This window comes from Rhodococcus sp. USK13, from assembly GCF_018343855.1.
Classification (GTDB): Bacteria; Actinomycetota; Actinomycetes; order Mycobacteriales; family Mycobacteriaceae; genus Rhodococcus_F; species Rhodococcus_F oxybenzonivorans.
This window is the reverse complement of record NZ_CP069242.1, coordinates 141,521-161,344: the sequence shown is the minus strand read 5'-3', so window position 1 is coordinate 161,344 and position 19,824 is coordinate 141,521. Positions and strand designations below refer to the sequence as shown.

Annotated in this window: 18 protein-coding genes; 7 read left to right on the top strand and 11 right to left on the bottom strand. The window is 65.3% G+C overall.

Features of this window, described 5'->3' with window-relative positions; all coding sequences use genetic code 11:
• The first annotated feature begins 115 nt into the window (after positions 1–115).
• The 4 genes from JQT59_RS03450 to JQT59_RS03435 all read left to right on the top strand — a co-directional run bounded on the left by JQT59_RS03450 (position 116) and on the right by JQT59_RS03435 (position 6,898).
• A complete protein-coding gene (locus tag JQT59_RS03450; RefSeq protein WP_109326193.1) occupies positions 116–718 on the top strand; it encodes a TetR/AcrR family transcriptional regulator in 603 nt (200 codons plus the stop codon).
• A gap of 47 nt (positions 719–765) precedes the next feature.
• Positions 766–3,120, top strand: a complete 2,355-nt coding sequence (locus JQT59_RS03445; protein ID WP_213574580.1) for an MMPL family transporter — start codon at positions 766–768, stop codon at positions 3,118–3,120.
• A gap of 92 nt (positions 3,121–3,212) precedes the next feature.
• Complete coding sequence (locus tag JQT59_RS03440; RefSeq protein ID WP_213574578.1) at positions 3,213–4,946, top strand: ABC transporter ATP-binding protein; 1,734 nt, start codon at positions 3,213–3,215, stop codon at positions 4,944–4,946.
• Positions 4,943–6,898, top strand: a complete 1,956-nt coding sequence (locus JQT59_RS03435) for an ABC transporter ATP-binding protein (protein WP_213574576.1) — start codon at positions 4,943–4,945, stop codon at positions 6,896–6,898. The genes JQT59_RS03440 and JQT59_RS03435 overlap by 4 nt, the downstream gene beginning before the upstream one ends.
• Before the next feature lie 9 nt (positions 6,899–6,907).
• Here JQT59_RS03435 and JQT59_RS03430 read toward each other — a convergent pair whose 3' ends face one another.
• Positions 6,908–7,774, bottom strand: a complete 867-nt coding sequence (locus JQT59_RS03430; protein WP_213574574.1) for a cyclopropane mycolic acid synthase family methyltransferase — start codon at positions 7,772–7,774, stop codon at positions 6,908–6,910.
• A 159-nt stretch (positions 7,775–7,933) separates the two neighbouring features.
• Here JQT59_RS03430 and tgt point away from each other — a divergent pair, with 159 nt between their 5' ends.
• Positions 7,934–9,184, top strand: coding sequence for a tRNA guanosine(34) transglycosylase Tgt (gene tgt, locus JQT59_RS03425; RefSeq protein WP_213574572.1), 1,251 nt, complete (start codon positions 7,934–7,936; stop codon positions 9,182–9,184).
• Here tgt and JQT59_RS03420 read toward each other — a convergent pair.
• From JQT59_RS03420 to JQT59_RS03410, 3 genes are all read right to left on the bottom strand, one after another.
• Positions 9,166–9,900: a queuosine precursor transporter gene (locus JQT59_RS03420; RefSeq protein WP_213574570.1), complete on the bottom strand. Its 735-nt coding sequence runs from the start codon at positions 9,898–9,900 to the stop codon at positions 9,166–9,168. The genes tgt and JQT59_RS03420 overlap by 19 nt on opposite strands.
• Before the next feature lie 121 nt (positions 9,901–10,021).
• The gene (locus tag JQT59_RS03415) at positions 10,022–10,630 is read right to left on the bottom strand and encodes an RDD family protein (RefSeq protein WP_213574568.1); all 609 of its coding nucleotides are present in this window, start codon (positions 10,628–10,630) and stop codon (positions 10,022–10,024) included.
• A 156-nt stretch (positions 10,631–10,786) separates the two neighbouring features.
• Complete coding sequence (locus tag JQT59_RS03410) at positions 10,787–11,416, bottom strand: DUF2189 domain-containing protein (protein WP_213577391.1); 630 nt, start codon at positions 11,414–11,416, stop codon at positions 10,787–10,789.
• Between the two features lie 566 nt (positions 11,417–11,982).
• On the opposite strand from JQT59_RS03410, the gene JQT59_RS03405 reads away from it, so the two are divergent.
• Positions 11,983–12,582, top strand: coding sequence for a DUF4190 domain-containing protein (locus JQT59_RS03405; protein WP_213577389.1), 600 nt, complete (start codon positions 11,983–11,985; stop codon positions 12,580–12,582).
• Here the strand turns inward: JQT59_RS03405 and gluQRS are convergent.
• The 5 genes from gluQRS to JQT59_RS03380 form a co-directional block, all read right to left on the bottom strand.
• Positions 12,548–13,522: a tRNA glutamyl-Q(34) synthetase GluQRS gene (gene gluQRS, locus JQT59_RS03400; protein WP_502939774.1), complete on the bottom strand. Its 975-nt coding sequence runs from the start codon at positions 13,520–13,522 to the stop codon at positions 12,548–12,550. The genes JQT59_RS03405 and gluQRS overlap by 35 nt on opposite strands.
• 16 nt (positions 13,523–13,538) lie before the next feature.
• Positions 13,539–14,153, bottom strand: a complete 615-nt coding sequence (locus JQT59_RS03395) for a TetR/AcrR family transcriptional regulator (protein ID WP_213574566.1) — start codon at positions 14,151–14,153, stop codon at positions 13,539–13,541.
• 269 nt (positions 14,154–14,422) lie between these two features.
• On the bottom strand, positions 14,423–15,961 hold the full coding sequence (locus JQT59_RS03390; protein WP_213574564.1) for a metallophosphoesterase: 1,539 nt from the start codon (positions 15,959–15,961) through the stop codon (positions 14,423–14,425).
• A 39-nt stretch (positions 15,962–16,000) separates the two neighbouring features.
• Complete coding sequence (locus JQT59_RS03385; RefSeq protein ID WP_159918897.1) at positions 16,001–16,561, bottom strand: TIGR03086 family metal-binding protein; 561 nt, start codon at positions 16,559–16,561, stop codon at positions 16,001–16,003.
• The gene (locus tag JQT59_RS03380; RefSeq protein WP_213574558.1) at positions 16,558–17,367 is read right to left on the bottom strand and encodes a helix-turn-helix domain-containing protein; all 810 of its coding nucleotides are present in this window, start codon (positions 17,365–17,367) and stop codon (positions 16,558–16,560) included. The genes JQT59_RS03385 and JQT59_RS03380 overlap by 4 nt, the downstream gene beginning before the upstream one ends.
• 157 nt (positions 17,368–17,524) lie before the next feature.
• Between JQT59_RS03380 and JQT59_RS03375 the strand changes: the two genes are divergently transcribed.
• Positions 17,525–18,040 (top strand): COG4315 family predicted lipoprotein, encoded by a 516-nt coding sequence (locus JQT59_RS03375; RefSeq protein WP_213574556.1) that lies wholly within the window; start codon positions 17,525–17,527, stop codon positions 18,038–18,040.
• Here the strand turns inward: JQT59_RS03375 and JQT59_RS03370 are convergent.
• On the bottom strand, positions 18,015–18,665 hold the full coding sequence (locus JQT59_RS03370) for a YoaK family protein (RefSeq protein ID WP_213577385.1): 651 nt from the start codon (positions 18,663–18,665) through the stop codon (positions 18,015–18,017). The two genes, JQT59_RS03375 and JQT59_RS03370, sit on opposite strands and share 26 nt — an antisense overlap.
• A 149-nt stretch (positions 18,666–18,814) precedes the next feature.
• A complete protein-coding gene (locus JQT59_RS03365; RefSeq protein WP_109326209.1) occupies positions 18,815–19,771 on the bottom strand; it encodes an alpha/beta hydrolase in 957 nt (318 codons plus the stop codon).
• Positions 19,772–19,824 lie beyond the last annotated feature (53 nt).

The following is a 19,824-nucleotide window of genomic DNA, read 5'->3' as shown; positions in this document are numbered from 1 at the left end:
CACGGTAGTTCAGCGGTGACGGCGAGCACAGCCGAACGGTCGAGTGGTCAACGTCATAGAAATTGCACTCCTCTGCAAAATTGCAGAGTTCTGCAAGTTCTGTACGGTGGATGGAGTGATTTCGGAAATGGGACTGCGGGACCGTAAGAAAGCCGCCACTCGCGCGGCTCTCAGCGGTGCCGCCGCGCGCCTGGCCCGGGCGCTGGGCATCGAATGCGTCACCGCCGACGCCATCGCGTCCGAGGCGGGTGTGTCGACTCGGACGTTCCACAACTACTTCTCCAGCAAGGAAGAGGCGGTTCTGGCGCATTTCGAGGAGTCCGTTCACGACTGGGTGAACCTGCTCCGCGCTCGTCCGGAAGACGAGCCGATCTGGGATTCCCTCGAACATGTGGTGGTCCAGATCGTCACCGATCCCGCGAAACCCCTCGAAGAGACCGTCGTGATGATGGAGCTCGTCGAGACCAGCCCCGCGCTGCTCGCGAAGAAGCTCGAGGTGCACCTTCGGGTGACCCGCCTGGTCGGTGAGGTGATCGCCGAACGGACGGGCACGAATATCGACACCGACCTCTACCCCAACCTGCTGCACATGGCAGTCGGCTCGGCATGCAAGGTGTCGCTCGATCTGTGGATGAGCGGCAAATCGGGTGCTAGCGGACCCGAAGAACTGGTCCGCGACGCCATGCGTCAACTCCGTCAGGGAATCCCGCAGCCGTAACCGGTTGCGCCCGACCCCTCGTTCCACCGACTCAGAAGGAGCCTCCAGTGGCCACCTATCTCTATCGGATCGGCAGATTCGCCTACCGGCGAAAAGGTGCGGTCATCAGCGTCTGGTTGGTGATCCTCGTCCTTATGGGTGTCGGTGCGGCAACCCTGTCGGGTCCCACCAAGGACTCGTTTTCCATTCCCGGCACCCCGGCGCAGCAGGCGCAGGACTTGATGGCCGAGCGCTTCCCCGAAGCGGCCGGCAACAACCCCATGGAAGCGGTGAGCGCCAGGTTCGTCTTCGCCGCACCCGAGGGGCAGACCCTGGAGAGTGAACAGAGCCGGCAGGCGATGGACGCCGTGCTCGCCAAGGTGCGGGGAATCGAACAGGTCCAGGATGCGGCCAAGGTCGATCCCGCGGTTGCTTCGGGAGCCGACGCCGCGCAGGCACTGGTCAACCCGGTCGAGGCGAACACGCAGCTCCTCGACATGGCGAAGTCCTCCGCCGCGGACAAGGGGATCAGCGAAGAGACGGCCGTCGCAAACGCACAGGCGCTGTCACCGCTGAACGCGGACAAGACCGTCGGCTACGTCGAGGTGCCCTTCAAGGGCGACATGGGCGACGTGGACAAGGCTCTGCGCGAACAGATCTCGTCGGCGGCCGACGCCGGCCGCAACGCCGGCCTGACCGTCGAGATCAGTGGATCGGCCGCCAACGATGCCGAACCGCCGGGCGGCGCCACCGAGCTCGTCGGAATCGGTGTGGCGGCCGTGGTTCTGGCCTTGACCTTCGGCTCGCTCGTCGCAGCCGGCCTCCCCTTGATCACCGCGATCATCGGAATCATGATCGGCAGCCTGGGAATCACCGTGGCCACCGGGTTCACCGACCTGAGTTCGATGACGCCCACCCTGGCCATCATGATCGGCCTCGCGGTCGCCATCGACTACTCACTGTTCATCGTGTCGCGTTTCCGACACGAACTCTCCCTCACGTCGGACCGCTCGGAAGCGGCGGGACGTGCCGTCGGCACCGCCGGTTCCGCCGTGGTGTTCGCCGGTCTCACGGTCATCATCGCGCTGATCGCGCTGCGCGTCGTCGGAATCCCGTTCCTCACGGACATGGGTGCGGCCGCCGCGTTCACGGTGCTCATCGCCGTCATGATCGCGCTCACACTGCTGCCGGCCATCCTCGGGTTGTTCGGGCGCAAGGCATTTGCCGGAAAGATCCCTTTTCTGCAGAGTCGTGACCTCGAAGACGACGAGGGCAAGCCGAGCTTCGCGCTGCGCTACATCAGCGCAGTGGTGCGCAGACCCGCCATTCCGTTGATCGCCGGTGTCGTGCTGCTGGGCGCACTCGCCATTCCCGCGACGGGACTCAGCCTTGCTCTTCCGAGTGAGGGCACAGGCGACCCCGCCACCAGCTCGCGGCAGGCCTACGACCTGGTGGGCGAAGGATTCGGTCCCGGCAAGAACGGTCCACTGCTCGTCGTCGTCGACGCCAAGGACCTCACCTCCGGCACACCGGCTGCCGCGTTCGACGAAGTGGTGAACACCATCTCGGCGCAGGACGACGTGTCGAACGCTCAGGTCGTCGGCGTGAACAAAGCCGGTGACACCGCGCAAATCCTGGTGACGCCGTCCAGCGCACCCAGTGACCCGGCAACGATGGACCTGGTCGACAACATTCGCGGTGCGGAAACCGCACTGCACGATTCGATCGGCGTCAACTACGGCGTCACCGGGCAGACCGCGCTCGAAGGTGACGTGTCCGAGACGCTGCAGGATGCGCTGATTCCGTACCTCGCCGTGGTCGTGGGTCTCGCCTTCCTCCTCCTGCTGCTGGTGTTCCGCTCGATACTGGTGCCGCTGACGGCAACGCTCGGCTTCCTGCTCAGCGTCGCCGCAACCTTCGGTGCCACGGTCGCCGTGTTCCAGGAAGGCTGGGGAGGCCTCATCGCCAACCCGCAGCCGATCGTGAGCTTCATGCCGATCTTCCTGATCGGAGTGGTGTTCGGGCTCGCGATGGACTACCAGGTGTTCCTGGTGACGCGGATGCGTGAGGAGTACGTCCACGGTGCGACCGCGAAGCAGGCAGTCACCGTCGGCTTCAACCACGGCGCCCGCGTCGTCAGCGCAGCGGCCGTCATCATGATGTCGGTGTTCGCCGCCTTCATCGCCGAACCCAACTCGTTCATCAAGTCGATCGGCTTTGCTCTGGCGGTGGCCGTGTTCTTCGACGCCTTCGTGGTCAGGATGGTGATCATCCCGTCGGTCATGGCGCTGCTCGGCGACAAGGCCTGGTGGCTGCCCAAGTGGCTCGACAAGATCCTGCCCAACGTCGACATCGAGGGCGAGAAGCTACGCCAGGCGCTCCCCGAGTCGGACGACGCGCTAGTAGGCGCTCCGCGCCCGTGAGTGGTTGAGGAGTCTCTGGACTCCTCAACCACTCACGGGCCGCAGGCCCGGTAACCTTCGAAGATCATGATGACGCGTCAGGATCGCAGCCCATGCTGAACCGCTTGCTCTCCACCTACCTTCGCCCGTACAAGCGGGAATTGATGCTGGTGGTCCTGTTCCAACTGGTCGCGACGGCGGCCGCGCTCTACCTCCCCAGCCTCAATGCCGACCTCATCGACAACGGGGTCACGAAGGGCGACACCGGCTACATCCTGTCGACGGGTGGCGTGATGTTGCTCGTCACCCTCGTCCAGATTGTGTGTTCCATCGGTTCCGTGTACTTCGGCGCGCGCGCGGCCATGGGCTTCGGGCGTGACGTGCGCCGGGCGGTGATGCATCAGGTCGGTAGCTTCTCGTCCCGCGAATTCGGCCGGTTCGGTGCACCGTCGCTGATCACCCGCAACACCAACGACGTGCAGCAGGTGCAGATGCTCGTCGTGATGAGCTGCACCATTCTGGTGATGGCGCCGATCATGTGCATCGGCGGCATCGCGATGTCGATACGCGAGGATGTCGGGCTCGCCTGGATCCTCGCCGTCACCGTGCCGGTCCTCGGATTGTCCATGGGGTTCGTGATCTCGCGGATGGTGCCCGCCTTCCGCGAGATGCAGACCCGGATCGACGGTGTCAACCGCGTCCTGCGCGAGCAGATCACCGGCATCCGCGTGGTCCGGGCGTTCGTCCGTGAACGCTCCGAGATCGAGCGTTTCGAGACGGCCAACGAACAACTCACCCAGACCGCCCTGCGCGTCGGCCGCCTCACCGCGATCATGTTTCCCCTGGTCATGGTGATCGCCAATATCACCAGCGTGGCCGTCATCTGGTTCGGCGGGCACGAAATCGACAGCGGCAGTATGCAGATCGGTTCGCTGACGGCGATGCTCAGCTACATCATGCAGATCCTGATGTCGGTGATGATGGCCTCGTTCATCGCGATGATGGCACCGCGGGCGACGGTGTGTGCAGAACGCATCGGTGAGGTTCTGGCCACCGAGTCGACCGTGGTCCCGCCGGCCGAACCTGTCACCCGGATCGAGCATCCGGGGGTGGTGGAACTGCGTGACGCGCAATTCAAGTTCCCCGGCGCCGACGAACCGGTGCTCCGCGACATCAGCTTCCGGGCAGAACCGGGCAAAATCACCGCCATCATCGGTGGCACCGGATCCGGTAAGACCACGCTGCTCTCGCTGATCCCCCGCCTCATCGACGCCACGGCCGGCACCGTCACCGTCTCCGATGTCGACGTACGGCGCCTCGACCTCGACGTTCTGCGGTCGGGGATCGGTTTGGTTCCGCAACGGCCGTATCTGTTCTCGGGCACCGTCGCCACCAATCTGCGGTACGGCAAGCCCGACGCGAGCGAAGAGGAGTTGTGGCACGCGCTGGAGATCGCGCAGGCCGCCGATTTCGTCCGGGCGATGCCGGAGGGCCTGGACACCCCCATCGCGCAGGGGGGCACGACCGTGTCGGGTGGGCAGCGACAGCGCCTGGCCATCGCACGGGCTCTGGTGCGCCGCCCGTCGATCTACCTCTTCGACGATTCGTTCTCCGCTCTCGACCTCACCACCGACGCGCGACTGCGCGCCGCGCTCGAACCGGAAACGGCGGACGCCTGCGTGATCCTTGTGGCGCAACGGGTGTCGACCATCGTGGAGGCCGACCAGATCGTGGTGCTCGAGGACGGCGCCATCGTCGGAATCGGTACCCACGACCACCTGCTCGACACCTGCCCCTGTTACGTCGAAATCGTCGAATCCCAACGATCGATTCAGGAAGCCCTATGAGCGATCGCACGAGCACCGCCACCGCCGAGAAGCCGGCGGGCCCCCGTATCCCGGGGCCGGTCGCGCCGGGAGCGCCCGGCTCCAAGCCGCACGCCCTGTGGCCGTCCACCAAGAGGTTGCTGGGGCGGATGCGGCCACATCGCATCGCCGTGAGCACCGTCATCCTGGTCGCCGGGGTGGCGGTGGTCCTCACCTCCATCGCGCCGCGCCTTCTCGGTCAGGGCACCAACATCATTTTCGACGGCATCGTCGGCAAGCAGTTGCCGGCGGGAATGTCGAAGGACCAGGCCGTCGCCGCTCTGCGGGCCGACGGACAGGGCACGTTCGCGGACATGGTGTCCGGCATAGCCGTGATACCCGGAGTCGGTATCGACTTCGGGGCACTCGGTCGTGTTCTCGCGATCGTCCTCGCGTTGTACGTCGGGTCGTCGGTATTCATGTGGCTGTCCGGGTACCTCCTCAACATCGTCGTGCAGGGAGTGGTGAAGAACCTGCGCGCCGAGGTGGAACGGAAGATCCACCGGCTTCCGCTGCGCTACTTCGATTCCCATTCTCGCGGTGACCTGCTCAGTCGCGTCACCAACGACATCGACAACGTGTCGCAGTCGTTGCAGCAGACGATGAGCCAGCTGATCGTGTCGGCCATGACCGTGATCGGCATCCTGGTGATGATGATCGTGATCTCGCCGTTGCTCGCACTCATCGCCGTACTGACCGTCCCGCTGTCGGTGCTGGTGACAGCGCAGATCGCGAAACGCTCCAAGACGCATTTCGTTGCGCAGTGGAAATCGACCGGGGCGCTCAACGCCGAGGTGGAAGAGGCCTTCACCGGCCATGAACTGGTCACCGTGTTCGGCCGCAGCCGTGAGGTGGAGGCCCGGTTCGAGGAACAGAACGAAAACCTGTACCAAGCGAGTTACCGGGCGCAGTTCATCTCGGGCCTCATCATGCCCGCGATCATGTTCCTCGGAAACCTCAACTTCGTGGCCATCGCCGTCCTCGGCGGCATGCGGGTGGCGTCCGGCACGATGAGTCTCGGTGACGTGCAGGCGTTCATCCAGTACTCCCGCCAGTTCACGCAACCGCTCACCCAGATCGGCGCCATGGTCAACCTCATGCAGTCGGGTGTGGCCTCCGCGGAGCGGGTGTTCGCGATCCTCGACGAGGACGAGGAAGAGCCGGATCTGCTCGACGCCCGGACCCCCGAGCTGGCGAAGGGACACGTCGAGTTCTCGAACGTCTCCTTCAGTTACTCGCCGGAGAAGCCGCTGATCGAAAACCTGTCACTGGTGGCCGAGCCGGGACAGATGGTCGCGATCGTGGGGCCGACCGGCGCGGGAAAGACCACGCTGGTCAACCTCATTCTGCGGTTCTACGACCTCGACGGCGGCAGGATCCTCCTCGACGGTGTCGACATCGCCGAGATGTCTCGGGACGACCTGCGGTCCCGGATCGGCATGGTGTTGCAGGACGCCTGGTTGTTCGGGGGCACCATCCGCGACAACATCGCGTACGGCCGGCCCGACGCCACGGAGGAGGAGATCCTCGCGGCGGCACGGATCACCTACGTCGACCGGTTCGTCCACTCGCTGCCCGACGGCTACGACACCGTCATCGACGAGGAAGGCAGCAACATCAGCGCCGGTGAGAAGCAGCTGATCACGATTGCGCGCGCCTTCATCTCGCAGCCGTCGATCCTGATCCTCGACGAGGCGACGAGTTCGGTGGACACCCGTACCGAACTGCTGGTGCAGCACGCCACGGCGGTCCTGCGCAGCGACCGCACCAGCTTCGTGATCGCACACCGGCTGTCGACGATTCGCGACGCCGATCTGATCGTCGTCATGGAGGACGGGCGGATCGTCGAGCAAGGCAGCCATGAAGATCTGCTGATCGCCCGCGGTGCGTACTACCGGCTGTACAACAGCCAGTTCGTGGGTGCCGACGTCTGACCGGTCTCCCTATTTGACGAGGGTGAACTGCATGACGTCGATGTGCCCGGACCGGAAATGGGCGGCGCAACCGAGAAGATACTTCATGAACCGTTCATACATTTCCGATGAGGACAGCTCGATCGCCTCGGCGCGGCGTGCCGTCAGAGCGTCGGCCCAGTGCTCGAGCGTCCGCACGTAGTGCTGCTGCAAGGATTGAATCCGCTCGATCCGGAAGTTCGCCTTGTCGACGGCTTCTTCGATCCACTGCGGTTGGGGCAGTTGGCCACCCGGGAAGATTTGCCGCTTGATGAAGATGTGGAAGAGGGCGTTCTCGCGAGTCACCGGGATGCCCATCTCCTTCAGGGCCGACAGGGGGTGGCCGATGATCGTGTGCAGGAGCATCCGGCCGTCGTCCGGCAGCATGTCGTAGCAGTTGGAGAAGAAGGTGTCGTACCGTTCGCGCCGGAAGTGTTCGAAGGCGCCGATGCTGACGATGCGGTCCACCTTGTCGTGGTATTCCTCCCATCCCCGGAGATGGACTCGGCCCGTCCGGGGACCGGGATGGTCCGCCAGCAGCCTGCTCACGTGGTCGTACTGATTACGGCTGAGCGTGAGGCCTTCGACGTTGACGTCGTACTTCTCCATCGCCCGCAACATCGCCGCGCCCCAGCCGCACCCGATGTCGAGAAGGGTCATTCCGGGGTGCAGATCGCACTTGCCCAGTGACAGATCGATCTTCGCGCGCTGAGCCTCCTCCAGGGTCATGTCCTCGCGTTCGAAGTACGCGCAGCTGTACGTCATGGTCGGGTCGAGGAACAGTGCGAAAAAGTCGTCCGAAAGGTCGTAGTGCGACTGCACCTGCCGATAGAAGGGTTTCAACGCTGTGTGCGACATACCTGACCCCTTGTCTCCTCGGGCCGGCCGCCTCCCGGGCGATCCGGAGGACTCCTCGCGCCGACTCTGCCGAGGGGATACCCAAACTTTCCCGGCTGACTCACCCGCGCATACCGGAGGTGAGGAAGTACGCACGGCCGGCCGTGATTGGATACACCAGTGAATGCTGTAGTCCCCACCCCGCCCGATCCGTTCTTCACCGTAGGCACGCGACTCGAGGGCCGGCTGGGCCGGACTGGGACCATTCACACGCCGCACGGGGACATCGCGACACCCTCGTTCGTGGCCGTCGGCACCAAGGCCACGGTGAAGGCGGTGCTGCCCGAGAGCATGAAGGACCTCGGCGCGCAGTCCGTGCTCGCCAATGCCTATCACCTGTACCTGCAGCCCGGGCCGGACATCGTCGACGAGGCCGGGGGCTTGGGCAAGTTCATGAACTGGGACGGCCCCACCTTCACCGACAGCGGTGGCTTCCAGGTGATGTCGCTGGGGGTGGGTTTCAAGAAAGTCCTCGCCATGGAGGCCGTCGGCGTGCGATCCGACGACGTGATCGCGAAGGGAAAGGAACGTCTGGCCACCGTCGACGACGACGGCGTCACCTTCAAATCGCACCTGGACGGGTCGCGGCATCGGTTCACGCCCGAGGTGTCGATGCAGATCCAGCATCAGCTCGGCGCCGACATCATGTTCGCGTTCGACGAGCTCACCACCCTGCTGAACACCCGCGGCTATCAGGAGAGGTCCGTGGAGCGGACCCAGGCGTGGGCGGTGCGGTGCATCGCCGAACACGAGAAGCTCACGGCCGAGCGGGCGCACCGTCCCTATCAGGCCCTCTTCGGTGTGGTTCAGGGCGCTCAGTATGAGGATCTACGCAGGCAGGCCTGCCGCGGACTCGAGTCGATTCGCGGGGAGAGCGGACGCGGATTCGACGGGTACGGCATCGGCGGCGCTTTGGAGAAGCAGAACCTCGGCACCATCGTCCGCTGGTGCAACGAGGAGCTGCCCGAGCACAAGCCCCGGCACATGCTCGGCATCAGCGAGCCGGACGATTTCTTCGTGGCCATCGAGAACGGCGCCGACACCTTCGACTGCGTCAACCCGTCACGCGTGGCGCGCAACGCGGCGATCTATCACCCGGACGGCCGCTTCAATATCAACACCAGCAAGAACCGTCGGGACTTCACGCCGATCGACGAGAACTGCGACTGCTACACCTGCGCCAACTACACGCGGGCGTACCTCCATCACCTGTTCAAGGCCAAGGAGATGCTGGCGTCGACCCTCTGCACCATCCACAACGAACGGTTCACCGTGCGGCTGGTCGACCAGATCCGGGGAAGCATCGAGGGCGGCTACTTCGACGAGTTCAAGGTCGACACCCTGGGCCGCTTCTACGCCGCGAGAACGTAGGTCGGTTCGCGCTTCTTCACGTAGGCGATGACCCGATAAGTGATGGGCATGACCAGCACCTCCACCAGCGTCTTCCACAGGAAACCGACGATCACGTAGTTGACGAAATCGGTCCACGTCGAGATACCGATGGCGCCGGCGGCGATGGAGCAGAAGATCAGCGTGTCGGCGAATTCCCCGACGACGGTGGAGCCGATCAGCCGCGCCCACAGATGCTTTTCCTTGGTGCGCTCCTTGATGAGGACCAGCGTCGCCGAGTTCAGCATCTGGCCCACCAGATAACCGGCCAGTCCGGCGAGCAACAGTCGGGGATAGACACCGACGACGGCGCTGAGGGCGTCCTGGTTTTCGTAGAAATCGGCGGAGGGGAGTGCGATGAGGAGCCAGAAGCAGAACGCGGCGAGAATCAGGGCGCCGAATCCCAGATAGATGGCCCGACGCGTCGACTTGAACCCGTACACCTCGCTGAGGACGTCGCCGACGATGTAGGCGAGCGGGAAGAGGAAGAAGCCGCCGTCGGTGATGACGGGCAGGATCTGCAGCGGCCCGAGGGTCAGCGAAGAATCACTGAAGAATGCGACCCCCTTGGTCGCGCAGATATTCGAGATCAGCAGCGTCGCGGTGAACAATGCGACGAACGTGGGGTAGTACCCGCGACTGACGTGCGCGAACGTGGCATGGTCGGCTTGCTCTACGTGCTGATCTGAGGCTGTCACGCCGCAATCCAAGCACTTGCGGGTGGAGTGGCGCGAATCAGGAACGGGTGAACGTACCTTTTGTCCGATCTGAAGCGACGAAAGGTACGTTCACCCGTAGGTGCAGCGCCAGTGGCAGCGGTCAGCCCTGAACGACGCGCGTACCGCCGGCGAGCTCGTCGTGCTTGCCCTGTTTCGTGGGGCTGCTGTTGATCGTCACACCGATGACGATCGCCGCGACCGTGCCGAGGAGCCCGAACACGAGCCCGATCAGCGGCAGCCCGCCGAGCGCCGAAAGGACGTAGAAGCTGTTCCGGATCAGCGACTGCTGCTGTGTGGGCAGTACACCGTTCGGTCCTACCACCCGAAGGCCGAAGAGCTGCTTTCCCGGGGTCTGCCCGCGCGTGGTCTCCAGCAGCACGAAGTACCCGACCACTGCAGCCGCGGTGAGAAGGGCACCGACGACGCTACCGAGAACCGAACCGAGTGCCAGCGAGATGATCGTCGTGACGATGGCGGTGGGAATCCCCACGATCAGGCCGTCGATTACGCGCGCACCCAGGCGTGGAAGCAGCTCGCCCGGGCGGGACGTGTCGAACCCGAAATCGGGCTGGGCGAACGGTGCAGTACCGAAAGCCTGCCCCGAATTGAACTGTTGCCCACTGGATTGCTGCCCGTACCGGTGTTCCCCCTGCGGCTGGGCACCGAACGGTTGGTGCCCTTGGTTCGGATCGAATCCGCCAGTAGTCATATTTCCCCCTCGAATCTCGAGTCTGTGTGTCTCGGATGACGCCGAGCACATTACGCGTGGGGAGAGTGGGGTTCATGTGACGGATAGCGAAACGGGTGAGCGTGCTTGCCGTCCGTGTGGACGGGAAGCACGCTCACCCGCGGTGAGTTCAGGCCGTCAGGCCGAAACGTAACGACCGGTGAGCACGCGGTATGCGTACGTCGAGGCGATGATCGTGAGGGGAATCGTGACGAACAGACCGAGCCCACACGGAATCGCGCCGAGAATATTGATACCGACCAAAGCGAGAGCCAGCAGGAGAAGCGGTCCCACGTTCTGGGAAATGATTCCGAAGCTGGACTTGATACCGGTGACGGCGTCCTGATTCTGGTCGATCACGAACTGCAGCGTCCACCATGTCAGGAAGACGACGATCAGACCCGGAATGACGAGCAGGATGAAACCGATGGTGGACAGCACACCGACGATCAAGCTCGCGATGATGATTGCACCGACATTCGTGAACTGGAAGAACGATCCGAAGGCAGGCTTGTTGCCGTCCACCTCGTGGAGCGCTCCCCGCACAAGGGCGGCATTGATCAGATAACCGACCACCGTGGTGACGAGCGTTCCGATGATTCGCCACACCGTAAAGGTGTCGGAGAAGTCGGAGGACGTGCTGAAACCGCCGAAGATCAGGTTCAAGACGACCTGGATGACCGCCGCGACCAGCATGATCCCGATCCAGATGAGCGCGTTGTCCTTGAACTTGTTCCAGCCGTAGCTGATCGCGTTGCCCACCGACAGCTGTCCCGGTGTCTGGCCGGGGGCGCCGTAACCCGTTACGGGCGGAGGCGGCGGATATCCACCCGGCGGCGGACCCTGCGGCGGCGGTGGGTAATTACCCTGCGGCGGGTAATTTCCACCCTGTTGGGGTGGATAATTCCCGCCCTGCTGCGGAGGCGGGTAATTCCCGGGAGGCGGCGGGTAGTTTCCGCCGGGGGGCGGCGGATATCCGCCGGGAGGTGGTCCCTGCGGCGGCGGTGGGTAATTCCCGGGGGCGGCGGATATCCGCCGGGAGGTGGTGGGGGATTGCCCTGCGGAGGGTATCCGCCCTGATCACCGCCCTCTGGTTTGTCGTTCGGGTCGTATCCACCAGTCGTCATGTGTTCCCCTCAGCAAGAATTGAGTGCTTGCGTATGACAGTGCGAATAGACACTACGTGGACGAACCTTTACTTGCCCACCTTTGGACCGCTTCTTCTCGAGGCGATTTCATGCCTTACGCTGGTAAACGTGACTAATTCTGGGGGATCGGACAACTCGAATCCGGACGGCGGCCAATACCCGCCCGGCTACGGCGAGGTACCGGGTTTGCCGCGGGACGGATACGGGGTCGACGCCTCCGGCAACCCCACGTATTCGGCGCCCACCGAGAAGTATCCCGACTATCAGCAGCCGGGCGCCTACGGAACGTCGCCGGCGCCGGAGAGCCAGGGGCAGTACGGAAGCCCCAATCCCCCTGCCACGCCGAACCAGTACGGTGGCACCGATCAGTACGGCGGTTCGCCTCAGCCCTACGGGACACGAAACCCGTACGCGGCACCGAACCAGTACGGCGGCCAGGCCCAGTACGGCGGGCAGAATCAGTATGCCGCCCCGAACCAGTACGGTGCCCCGACTCCGGGGTACGGGCCCCCGAATGCGTATGGCGCGCCGTACGCGCAGCAGCCTGGAACCAACGGGCTGGCGATCGCCGCACTGGTCGTCTCGATCGTCGGCGGCTGCGTCTACGGTGTCGGCGCCATCGTCGGCATCATTCTCGGGGTCGTTGCACTCGGTCAGATCAAGCGGTCCGGGGAACAGGGCCGGGGACTCGCGATCGCCGGCATCGCCCTCGGCGCGGCGTACATCCTCGGGTGGATTCTGTTCTTCCTCGTCATGGTGATTGCGGCGGCGTCGTCGGGAGTGTGATCACCCACGGCTCGCGCGGCAGCCGAGCCGGTTCGAAGCGGTCGAGCAGTCCGGCCAGGTCCACTTCCTCGTCCGGCGCGGTGAGTCGCAACGAGGTGGCCAGCATGGCGAGTACCTGACGAGGTGTGCGCCCCAGAGCCTTTTGGTCGCCGAGCGTGACGGCACCGGCGCGCTTGGCCAGCCTCCGGCCTTCCTGGTCGAGGGCCAGGGGGACGTGGGCGTACTGGGGCGCCGTCAGTCCGAGTAGTCCGGCCAGGTAGGCCTGACGGGGCGCCGACGACAGCAGATCGTCGCCGCGCACCACCTGGTCGACGCCCTGGGCTGCGTCGTCGACCACCACCGCGAGGTTGTACGCGGGTGTGCCGTCACCGCGCCGCAGCACGAGGTCGTCGACCATCCCGGAATAGCTGCCGTGCAGCAGATCGTCGATCGTGAACGACCCGACCTCGGCGCGCAGGCGCAGGGCGGGGGGACGGCCACCGGCCCGCCGGGCGTCGTGTTCTTCCGGTGTCAGGTTTCGGCAGATGCCGGGATACGCACCGTGCGGTGCGTGGGGTGCGGACGGGGCCTTCAGTATTTCCCTTCTCGTGCAGAAGCACTCGTAGGTGAGGCCGGCCGACTCGAGGCGGGTGACCGCGTCCCGGTAGTGCTCGAGCCGGTCCGACTGCACCATGATGTCCTCGTCCCAGTCGAGGCCGAGTTCGCGGAGATCCGCCAGTTGCTGCTCGCGGGCGCCCGGGCGGACGCGGTCGAGGTCTTCGACACGCATCAGGAAACGACGGCCGGTCGACCGCGCGAACAGCCACGCCAACAGGGCAGTGCGGAGGTTCCCTAGGTGCAGGTCTCCCGACGGGCTGGGCGCGAATCGGCCCGCACCGACGGTGGCGTTGTTCGGCTCCGCCTGGGAGGGCGGCGTTATCGGGTGCGGTGACTGGGACATCGGCGAGGCGGTGGGGTCAGCTGGCCAGTTCGATCGACGACGTCGTCGGCACGACCTCGGCGCCTTGCAGAACCATGGCAATCTGGATGTCGAGGGCGTGCTCGAGGTACTCCGGCGGATACAGGCCGGGGCTGCCGAGCGCATGGAGCGCGAGGCCGTCGACGGCGGCGAGCAGCAACGCCGCGCGTGTTTCGGCCTCGTGGACGCCCATGCCGATCAATACCGCGGACAGCTTGGTACGGATGGTGAAGAGGGTCGTGCGGCGAATCTCGGCGAGCGAGGCCGACGTGGCCGCCCGGACGGCGAACCCGGCCATGACGTGGGCCTCGCGGGACCTGGCCTCGTCGAGCGGAAGTAGCTGCGACAAGGCCGAGAACAGGCCGCGGGCGGGGTCGCCGCCCTGATCCACGTCCGCCAAACGGGTGAGCAATTTGTCGACGAGAGTCCGCAGGGCGAAGGCGAACATCTCGTCCTTGGTGGAGAAGTGATGTTGCACGGCGCCGATGGACACGCCCGCCCGCTTGGCCACCTCCCGAACGCTGGCACCCTCGAGGCCTGCCTGGGCCGCGACATCGAACAGGGCTGCCGCCAGGTGCTCTGGACTGGTCGAGGAGTATCGGCGTTCGCGCATGGATAGAACATTACTTGCGTATTGAATCAATACACGTGTCAGGTGCCCCTGTGTCGCAAAGTGTCGCGTGTGACCAGAGTGAGTGCGGCGGTCAGCTGCACGCCGAGCTGGTGTGCGAGCAGCGCGGCGAGACTGTTTCCGCCACCGAACTGGAACTGCCGCCGGGGCCCGGACTACGAACAGACCCCCTTGCTGCCGGTTAGCTCGCGCGCAATGGGGTAGGAGAGGGACGCCGATGATCGATGTGCGCCTCGAGTCCGACGTGCAGGTCAGGTGGCCGGAATGACGGCGCGGGGCATGTCGGCCCGCAACTCCACATCGGTGACGAAATCACCGTCACCGGGCTCGTAGCGTCGCTGCGGGTCGAAATTTTCCACGCGGAAACTGTTCAACGCGGGGGAGTGCGTGGTCACCGCGAGGGTGCCGCCGTCGAGGTCGAATTGGAGCAGCCGCTGGAAACCGGTCTCCCGGCGGTTGTCGACCCGGAAGTTCTGGTAGTCGGCGAGCAATTCCACCACGGTGCGGTCGGTGTGCCCGACCTTTCTGTCGGTGACCGTCGTCTGCCCGTCGACATGTCCGGCGAGGACGAGAAACACCGTGTCGAACGGCACGACGAGCCGGTTCCAGATCTGCTGTCCAGCGCTTCCGCCGATGTCACCGAAGCCGCTCATCCGTAGGGAGCCGTCCTCGTCGAGGTAGTAGTGGCTGCCGATCATCACATTGCGATCCGGGTGCGCGGCGAGAACGTCCTCCGCCCACTGCAGTACCCGCTCGGGCGGGTTGTAGCCGATGTACAGCATCAAGAACTTCGCCCCTGCGAGGTCGAGCAGGTCGTAATGGGCCGAATTGTCGGTGTCCGTCACCGACCCGCCCCAATACGGCCTGTCCCGGTATCGCCACGGGCCGAAGAACTCGTTGTAGAGGGCGTGGTTCTTCTCATGCTCGCCCGGGATCAGGCGGCCGCCGACATTCCACAGATTGTCGTGATTGCCGGGCAGGACGCCGTGCGGGATGCCGGCGTCTTCCAGAGTCGACATCGCCTTGTCCGCCACTTCGAATTCGGGGCGGGCGCGAGTGTCAGGTGCACCCGGCCGAATCCAGCTCTGGACCAGGTCGCCGGTGTGCATCGAGTACGCGATCTTCCGGTCCGCGGCATTGTCAGCCGTCCAGCGGGTCATGCTGTCGAACACCGCGGGATTGTCTCGGGACACATACTGGGTGTCGGTGATGTGCTGAATTGCGAAGTCGTAGGACGCCGGATCTGCGAATTGCTGGTCGGCCTCGGAGTTGGCATCGCGGAAGGAACGGTCTCGGCGTGGACTGTCGATCACGAGGATCTGGGCCGAACCGGCACCCTCGATGCGGGTGCTCAACCTCACCGGACCGCCCGGAACGTCGGGTCGCGCGGTGGCCACCGGCTCACCCCAGCTGTCCGCCTGCTCATCCCAGACGTGCAGTGCCACGTCGTCGAGGTTGACCGAACGGCCCTCCCAGACCACCTCGTTGGCAAGAGTGCCCGGTGCGAACGTGACCTCATATCGCATGTACGGATACTCGTCGAAGCGGTGGGTGGTGGCCGATGTGCGGTCCGATTCGTCACCGGGCACACGACCGGACGGCGTGAGATCGTCGGTGATGCCGGCGAACATGACCGCGGAGTGCAGTGGAGTCGAACTGAGCAGCCCGCGCGACGCCAGGCCCTTGGCGCCGCGGGGCTCCGGTTCTGCGCCGGCAAACCCGTCGCCGCTGAGCACGCCGGCAACCAGCGACACGGCCATCAACGTGGCTAACCGGCCCGGCACACTCATGACCTGAGGTTACAAGTGTGGCCGGGACGGCGCCGATCGTCAGGCCTTGCGACCGAGGAAGCCCAGAAGTCGGGTCTGCTCGTCCGCGTCCGCGGGCACTTCGACAGCCGGCCCGCACACGCCTGCCATGCGAATGTTGTCGCCCAGTTGCTCGGCGACGGTGCGTACCCACGCGAGGTCATCGGCGGGGATCGTCTCGTCGAGCCCGGTGGCCCGCGCGAGGTCCCATCCGTGGACCACCAGGTCGAAGCAGTAGAAGCTGCCGACCGTGTCGGCGAGGGTGGTGCGGCCGAAGTGTCCTTCGTATTCGCGGCTTCCGCGCTCGGGGTCGTCGAGGATTTCCTGCATGCCGTCGCGGGTGGCCGCCCACGCGGCGGCCGGATCCTCGTCGACGGAAGGTCCGGCGGGCAGCTCGAGGTCGACCACGGTGACGATGTACCGCTGGGTGTCGATTACGTGGCGCAGGAGGTCTCGGGCGGTCCAGCCCTCGCACGGCGACACATTGTTCCAGCGGTCGGCGGGCACGGATTCGACGCGAGCGGTGAACTTCTCGGCCAGATCTCGGTAATGGGCGGCGGGGGTGTCCGTTGTCGAAGTCATGCTGCCGATTCTTCCCCTCCGAATCGGTCGAGGGCTTGAACATTCCCGACATCGACGACGGAGGCGCTGCCGTGCCAGCCGGGTGCCTCGCTCGCGAGCAGGTCGGACGGGGTCATTGAGGAGATCCGGCGGCACTCGCGGGACAGATGTGCCTGATCGCTGTAACCCGAGGTGGCGGCGAGTTCGGCCAGGCTCCGTCGCTTTCCGGACTGGGCCAGCGCCATGAACCGCTGAAGCCGCAGGATTCCGCGCAGGGTCGCCGGGCCGTATCCGAAGGCGTCATTGCACCGCCGCTGTAGTTGCCGTTCGGTGACTGACGTGGCGTCGGCGAGCGCGCCCACGTTCCAGGAGTGACGAGCCAGCGCCCGGCGCACGTGGCCGATCAGCGGATCCGCTTCGCGTCGATTGCCACGCAAGGACCGCACGGCGTTCTCGAACAACGTGATTCGCTCGTCGCTTCCCGCCGCGTTGTCCAGCCGGTCGGTGAGTGTTCGTTCCCAGCTCGAGCCGAGGACGTCGCCCAGCCCGACTCGGATGTTGCGTACTTCGGACGCCGGGGTTCGAAACAGCGGCGAAGCGGCGCCCGGCCGGAAACGCACGCCCACCGATTCGGTGCCCGGCGGCAGGGTGAACGACCAGGCCGATGTTTCGGGACCGCAGAGCCGGATGCCGATCCCGCGAATCCACAGAATGTCCATGCAACCGTCCGGCACCAGCAGGTGCTCGCCCTCGGTGCGCGCCGACCAACCGCACACCAGGGTGTCGGTGAGATCGGACGACGGTGAGGTCGGCGTGTACCAGCCCATGACAGGGAGCGTAGTCACGCGCACCGACATCTGCCGCTGTCGCGGCATCACGCGAAACTGCCCGCACCGGCGGACAACTCGAGGTGAACTGTAGGCACGGGTCCGTCGAGGTTCCCCGGAGGCCCGCCATACCGCCGTCACAGAGAACGAGGACTCCATGAGACGAACATGGGCGCTGGCCGCAATCGCCGCCGTCAGCCTGGCTTTCTCGAGTTGCGCGTACGACAGCACCGACTCCGGCGATACGGGCGGAAACGCACCCGTGTCACCGACTCCGACGTCGCCACCTGCGTCCCCCGGTGAACCCGTGCTCCAGATGGGCCCGACGACCATCGGTGAAGTGGTCGTCGATTCCGGCGGGATGACGGTCTATGTGTACGACAACGACGAGGTCGGGTCCGGTGCGAGTTCGTGCCGTGGCCCCTGCCTCGAATCGTGGCCGCCGGTCACCAGCGTCACCGAGAATCCCGTCGTCCAGGGTTTGCAGGAAGTCGTCGTCGACACGATCCCGGCGGCGAACGGTACCCACCAGTTGACCGTCAACGGGCGGCCGGTGTACCGCTACAAGGACGACAACGAGCCCGGTGACGCGTTCGGACAAGCCGTGGGCAGTGTCTGGTGGACCCTCGATTCCTCGGGTAACCCCGTCACGACGACTGCCGGCGGCGAGTAGCGCGGTCCACCGTCCGGTGGACGACGACGGTCAGCGCAGTGGCCGGCACCGCCGCGAACCACAGGGCGTCCAATCCGACCCAGCGGTGGGCGAGGGTGCCCGTCACCGCGCCCACCACCAGCCCGATCCACAGCGCGAAGTGACGTAGCCACGCCGAGCGGGAGCCGCCGAACATGGCGGCCGCGAGTCGGTGCCCCATCTTCACGAGGGCACCGGTCATGTACGTGAGTCCGACGGTCACCTCGCCGTCGCGCTGGAAGAAGGAGTTCTCGGCCCCCATCGCGAGCAGCATGGCGCCGACAGCCACCGTGCTCGCATCGAGGCTCGCGGCGAGAGACCCTGCGAGGAGCAGGCCCGACACCGCCGCGAGCACGGTGCTCTTCACCGGCAGGTTCCGCCGGTCGGCGAGGTGGACGATCGTTGCACCCAGCACGGTCCCCAGGACGAACACGCCGATCACGGCTGCGGCCGTCAGCGCATGCGCCCAGGTTCCTTCGGCGAATCCGACGCTGAAGCGGGTGAGATTGCCGCTCATGAACGCGACGAAGAACCCACCGAGGGTGATGAATCCGAGAGCGTCGACGTATCCGGCCAGGACGGACAGAACGACGGCGAGGGTGAGCATCCGCCTGCTGTCGTCGATCGGCACAGCACTATCCAACACGGTGCAGAAACACCGTGGCGGAGAAACACCGTGACCTGAAAAACACAGTGGCCCCCGATCCGAGATCGGGGGCCACTGTGGTGGAAGGTCAGGCGAGTGGAACGCTCGGCTCAGGAGGTGCCGAGGGCGGGCGCGATCGTGCCGGCCCAGGACTCGTGCAGCCGGTCCTGCCAGTAGTTCCAGGTATGGAGGCCTTCATCGGTGATGCGCGTCTGCACCTTGGCGCCGGCTCGCTGCGCGGCGGGGACGAAGGTCCTGCTGCTCAGGCCGGCGGCGGTCTCGAGGGGAACGGTCTGCGAGAACTTCACCGGGTCGAAGTGATCGCTGTCCGGGTCGACGGTGGGATCGCTCGCCGCGCCTGCACCGGAGGAGATGTAGACGGACTTGCCGCGGAGGGCGCCGACGTTGAGCAGCGGGTCGTTGCGAATCCACGCCGGTGACGGCCAGAAGCCCCACATGTTCGATGCGTTGCCGCCCATCTGGGCGACGGAAACCTGAATGCCCTGGGCGAAGCCGGGGGAGCTGGCCGTCGGGTATCCACTGTAGGAGGCGACCGCTTTGTAGAAGTCAGGACGATGGATGGCGAGGTTCAGCGCGGAGGTGCCGCTCATCGACAGACCGGCCACGGCGTTGTTCACCCCGTCGCTGCCGAACTGCGACGCCATCACCGGGGGCAGCTCGTTGGTGAGGAAGGTCTCCCACTTGACGCGGCCGAGCTTGGGATCGTCGCGCTGCCAATCCGAGTAGAAGGTGCCGCCGCCGCCGAACGGAATGACCACGTTGACGTGCTTGCCGGCGAAGAAGCTCTCCACGTCGGTCTCGATCAGCCAGCCGTTGTTGTCGTCCGGTGCCCGCAGCCCGTCGAGCAGGTACAGGGTAGGGGCAGGACCACCGCCCGCGGCCTTCAGCACCTTCACGGGAATGTGCTTGTCCATAGAGGGTGAATACACCGAGATCAGGGCCGAGTCGGCATGGGCGATGCCGGCTCCGGTCAGAGCGGATGCGAGGCCCGACGCCAACACTGCGACGAGGCCCACGATCAACGCGCGGGTGCGACGAATCGCCATGGAATTGTCCCTTTATCTCGTACCGACACACACTGCGCCACGAACGATAACAG

What these genes read in the sequence shown, in the direction of transcription:
- JQT59_RS03440 (WP_213574578.1), top strand. Translation starts at nt 3,213, where the DNA reads ATGCTGAACCGCTTGCTCTCCACCTACCTTCGCCCGTACAAGCGGGAA.
- JQT59_RS03435 (WP_213574576.1), top strand. Translation starts at nt 4,943, where the DNA reads ATGAGCGATCGCACGAGCACCGCCACCGCCGAGAAGCCGGCGGGCCCC.
- JQT59_RS03430 (WP_213574574.1), bottom strand. Translation starts at nt 7,774, where the DNA reads ATGTCGCACACAGCGTTGAAACCCTTCTATCGGCAGGTGCAGTCGCAC.
- JQT59_RS03415 (WP_213574568.1), bottom strand. Translation starts at nt 10,630, where the DNA reads ATGACTACTGGCGGATTCGATCCGAACCAAGGGCACCAACCGTTCGGT.
- gluQRS (WP_502939774.1), bottom strand. Translation starts at nt 13,522, where the DNA reads ATGTCCCAGTCACCGCACCCGATAACGCCGCCCTCCCAGGCGGAGCCG.
- JQT59_RS03395 (WP_213574566.1), bottom strand. Translation starts at nt 14,153, where the DNA reads ATGCGCGAACGCCGATACTCCTCGACCAGTCCAGAGCACCTGGCGGCA.
- JQT59_RS03390 (WP_213574564.1), bottom strand. Translation starts at nt 15,961, where the DNA reads ATGAGTGTGCCGGGCCGGTTAGCCACGTTGATGGCCGTGTCGCTGGTT.
- JQT59_RS03385 (WP_159918897.1), bottom strand. Translation starts at nt 16,561, where the DNA reads ATGACTTCGACAACGGACACCCCCGCCGCCCATTACCGAGATCTGGCC.
- JQT59_RS03380 (WP_213574558.1), bottom strand. Translation starts at nt 17,367, where the DNA reads ATGGGCTGGTACACGCCGACCTCACCGTCGTCCGATCTCACCGACACC.
- JQT59_RS03375 (WP_213574556.1), top strand. Translation starts at nt 17,525, where the DNA reads ATGAGACGAACATGGGCGCTGGCCGCAATCGCCGCCGTCAGCCTGGCT.
- JQT59_RS03370 (WP_213577385.1), bottom strand. Translation starts at nt 18,665, where the DNA reads ATGCTCACCCTCGCCGTCGTTCTGTCCGTCCTGGCCGGATACGTCGAC.
- JQT59_RS03365 (WP_109326209.1), bottom strand. Translation starts at nt 19,771, where the DNA reads ATGGCGATTCGTCGCACCCGCGCGTTGATCGTGGGCCTCGTCGCAGTG.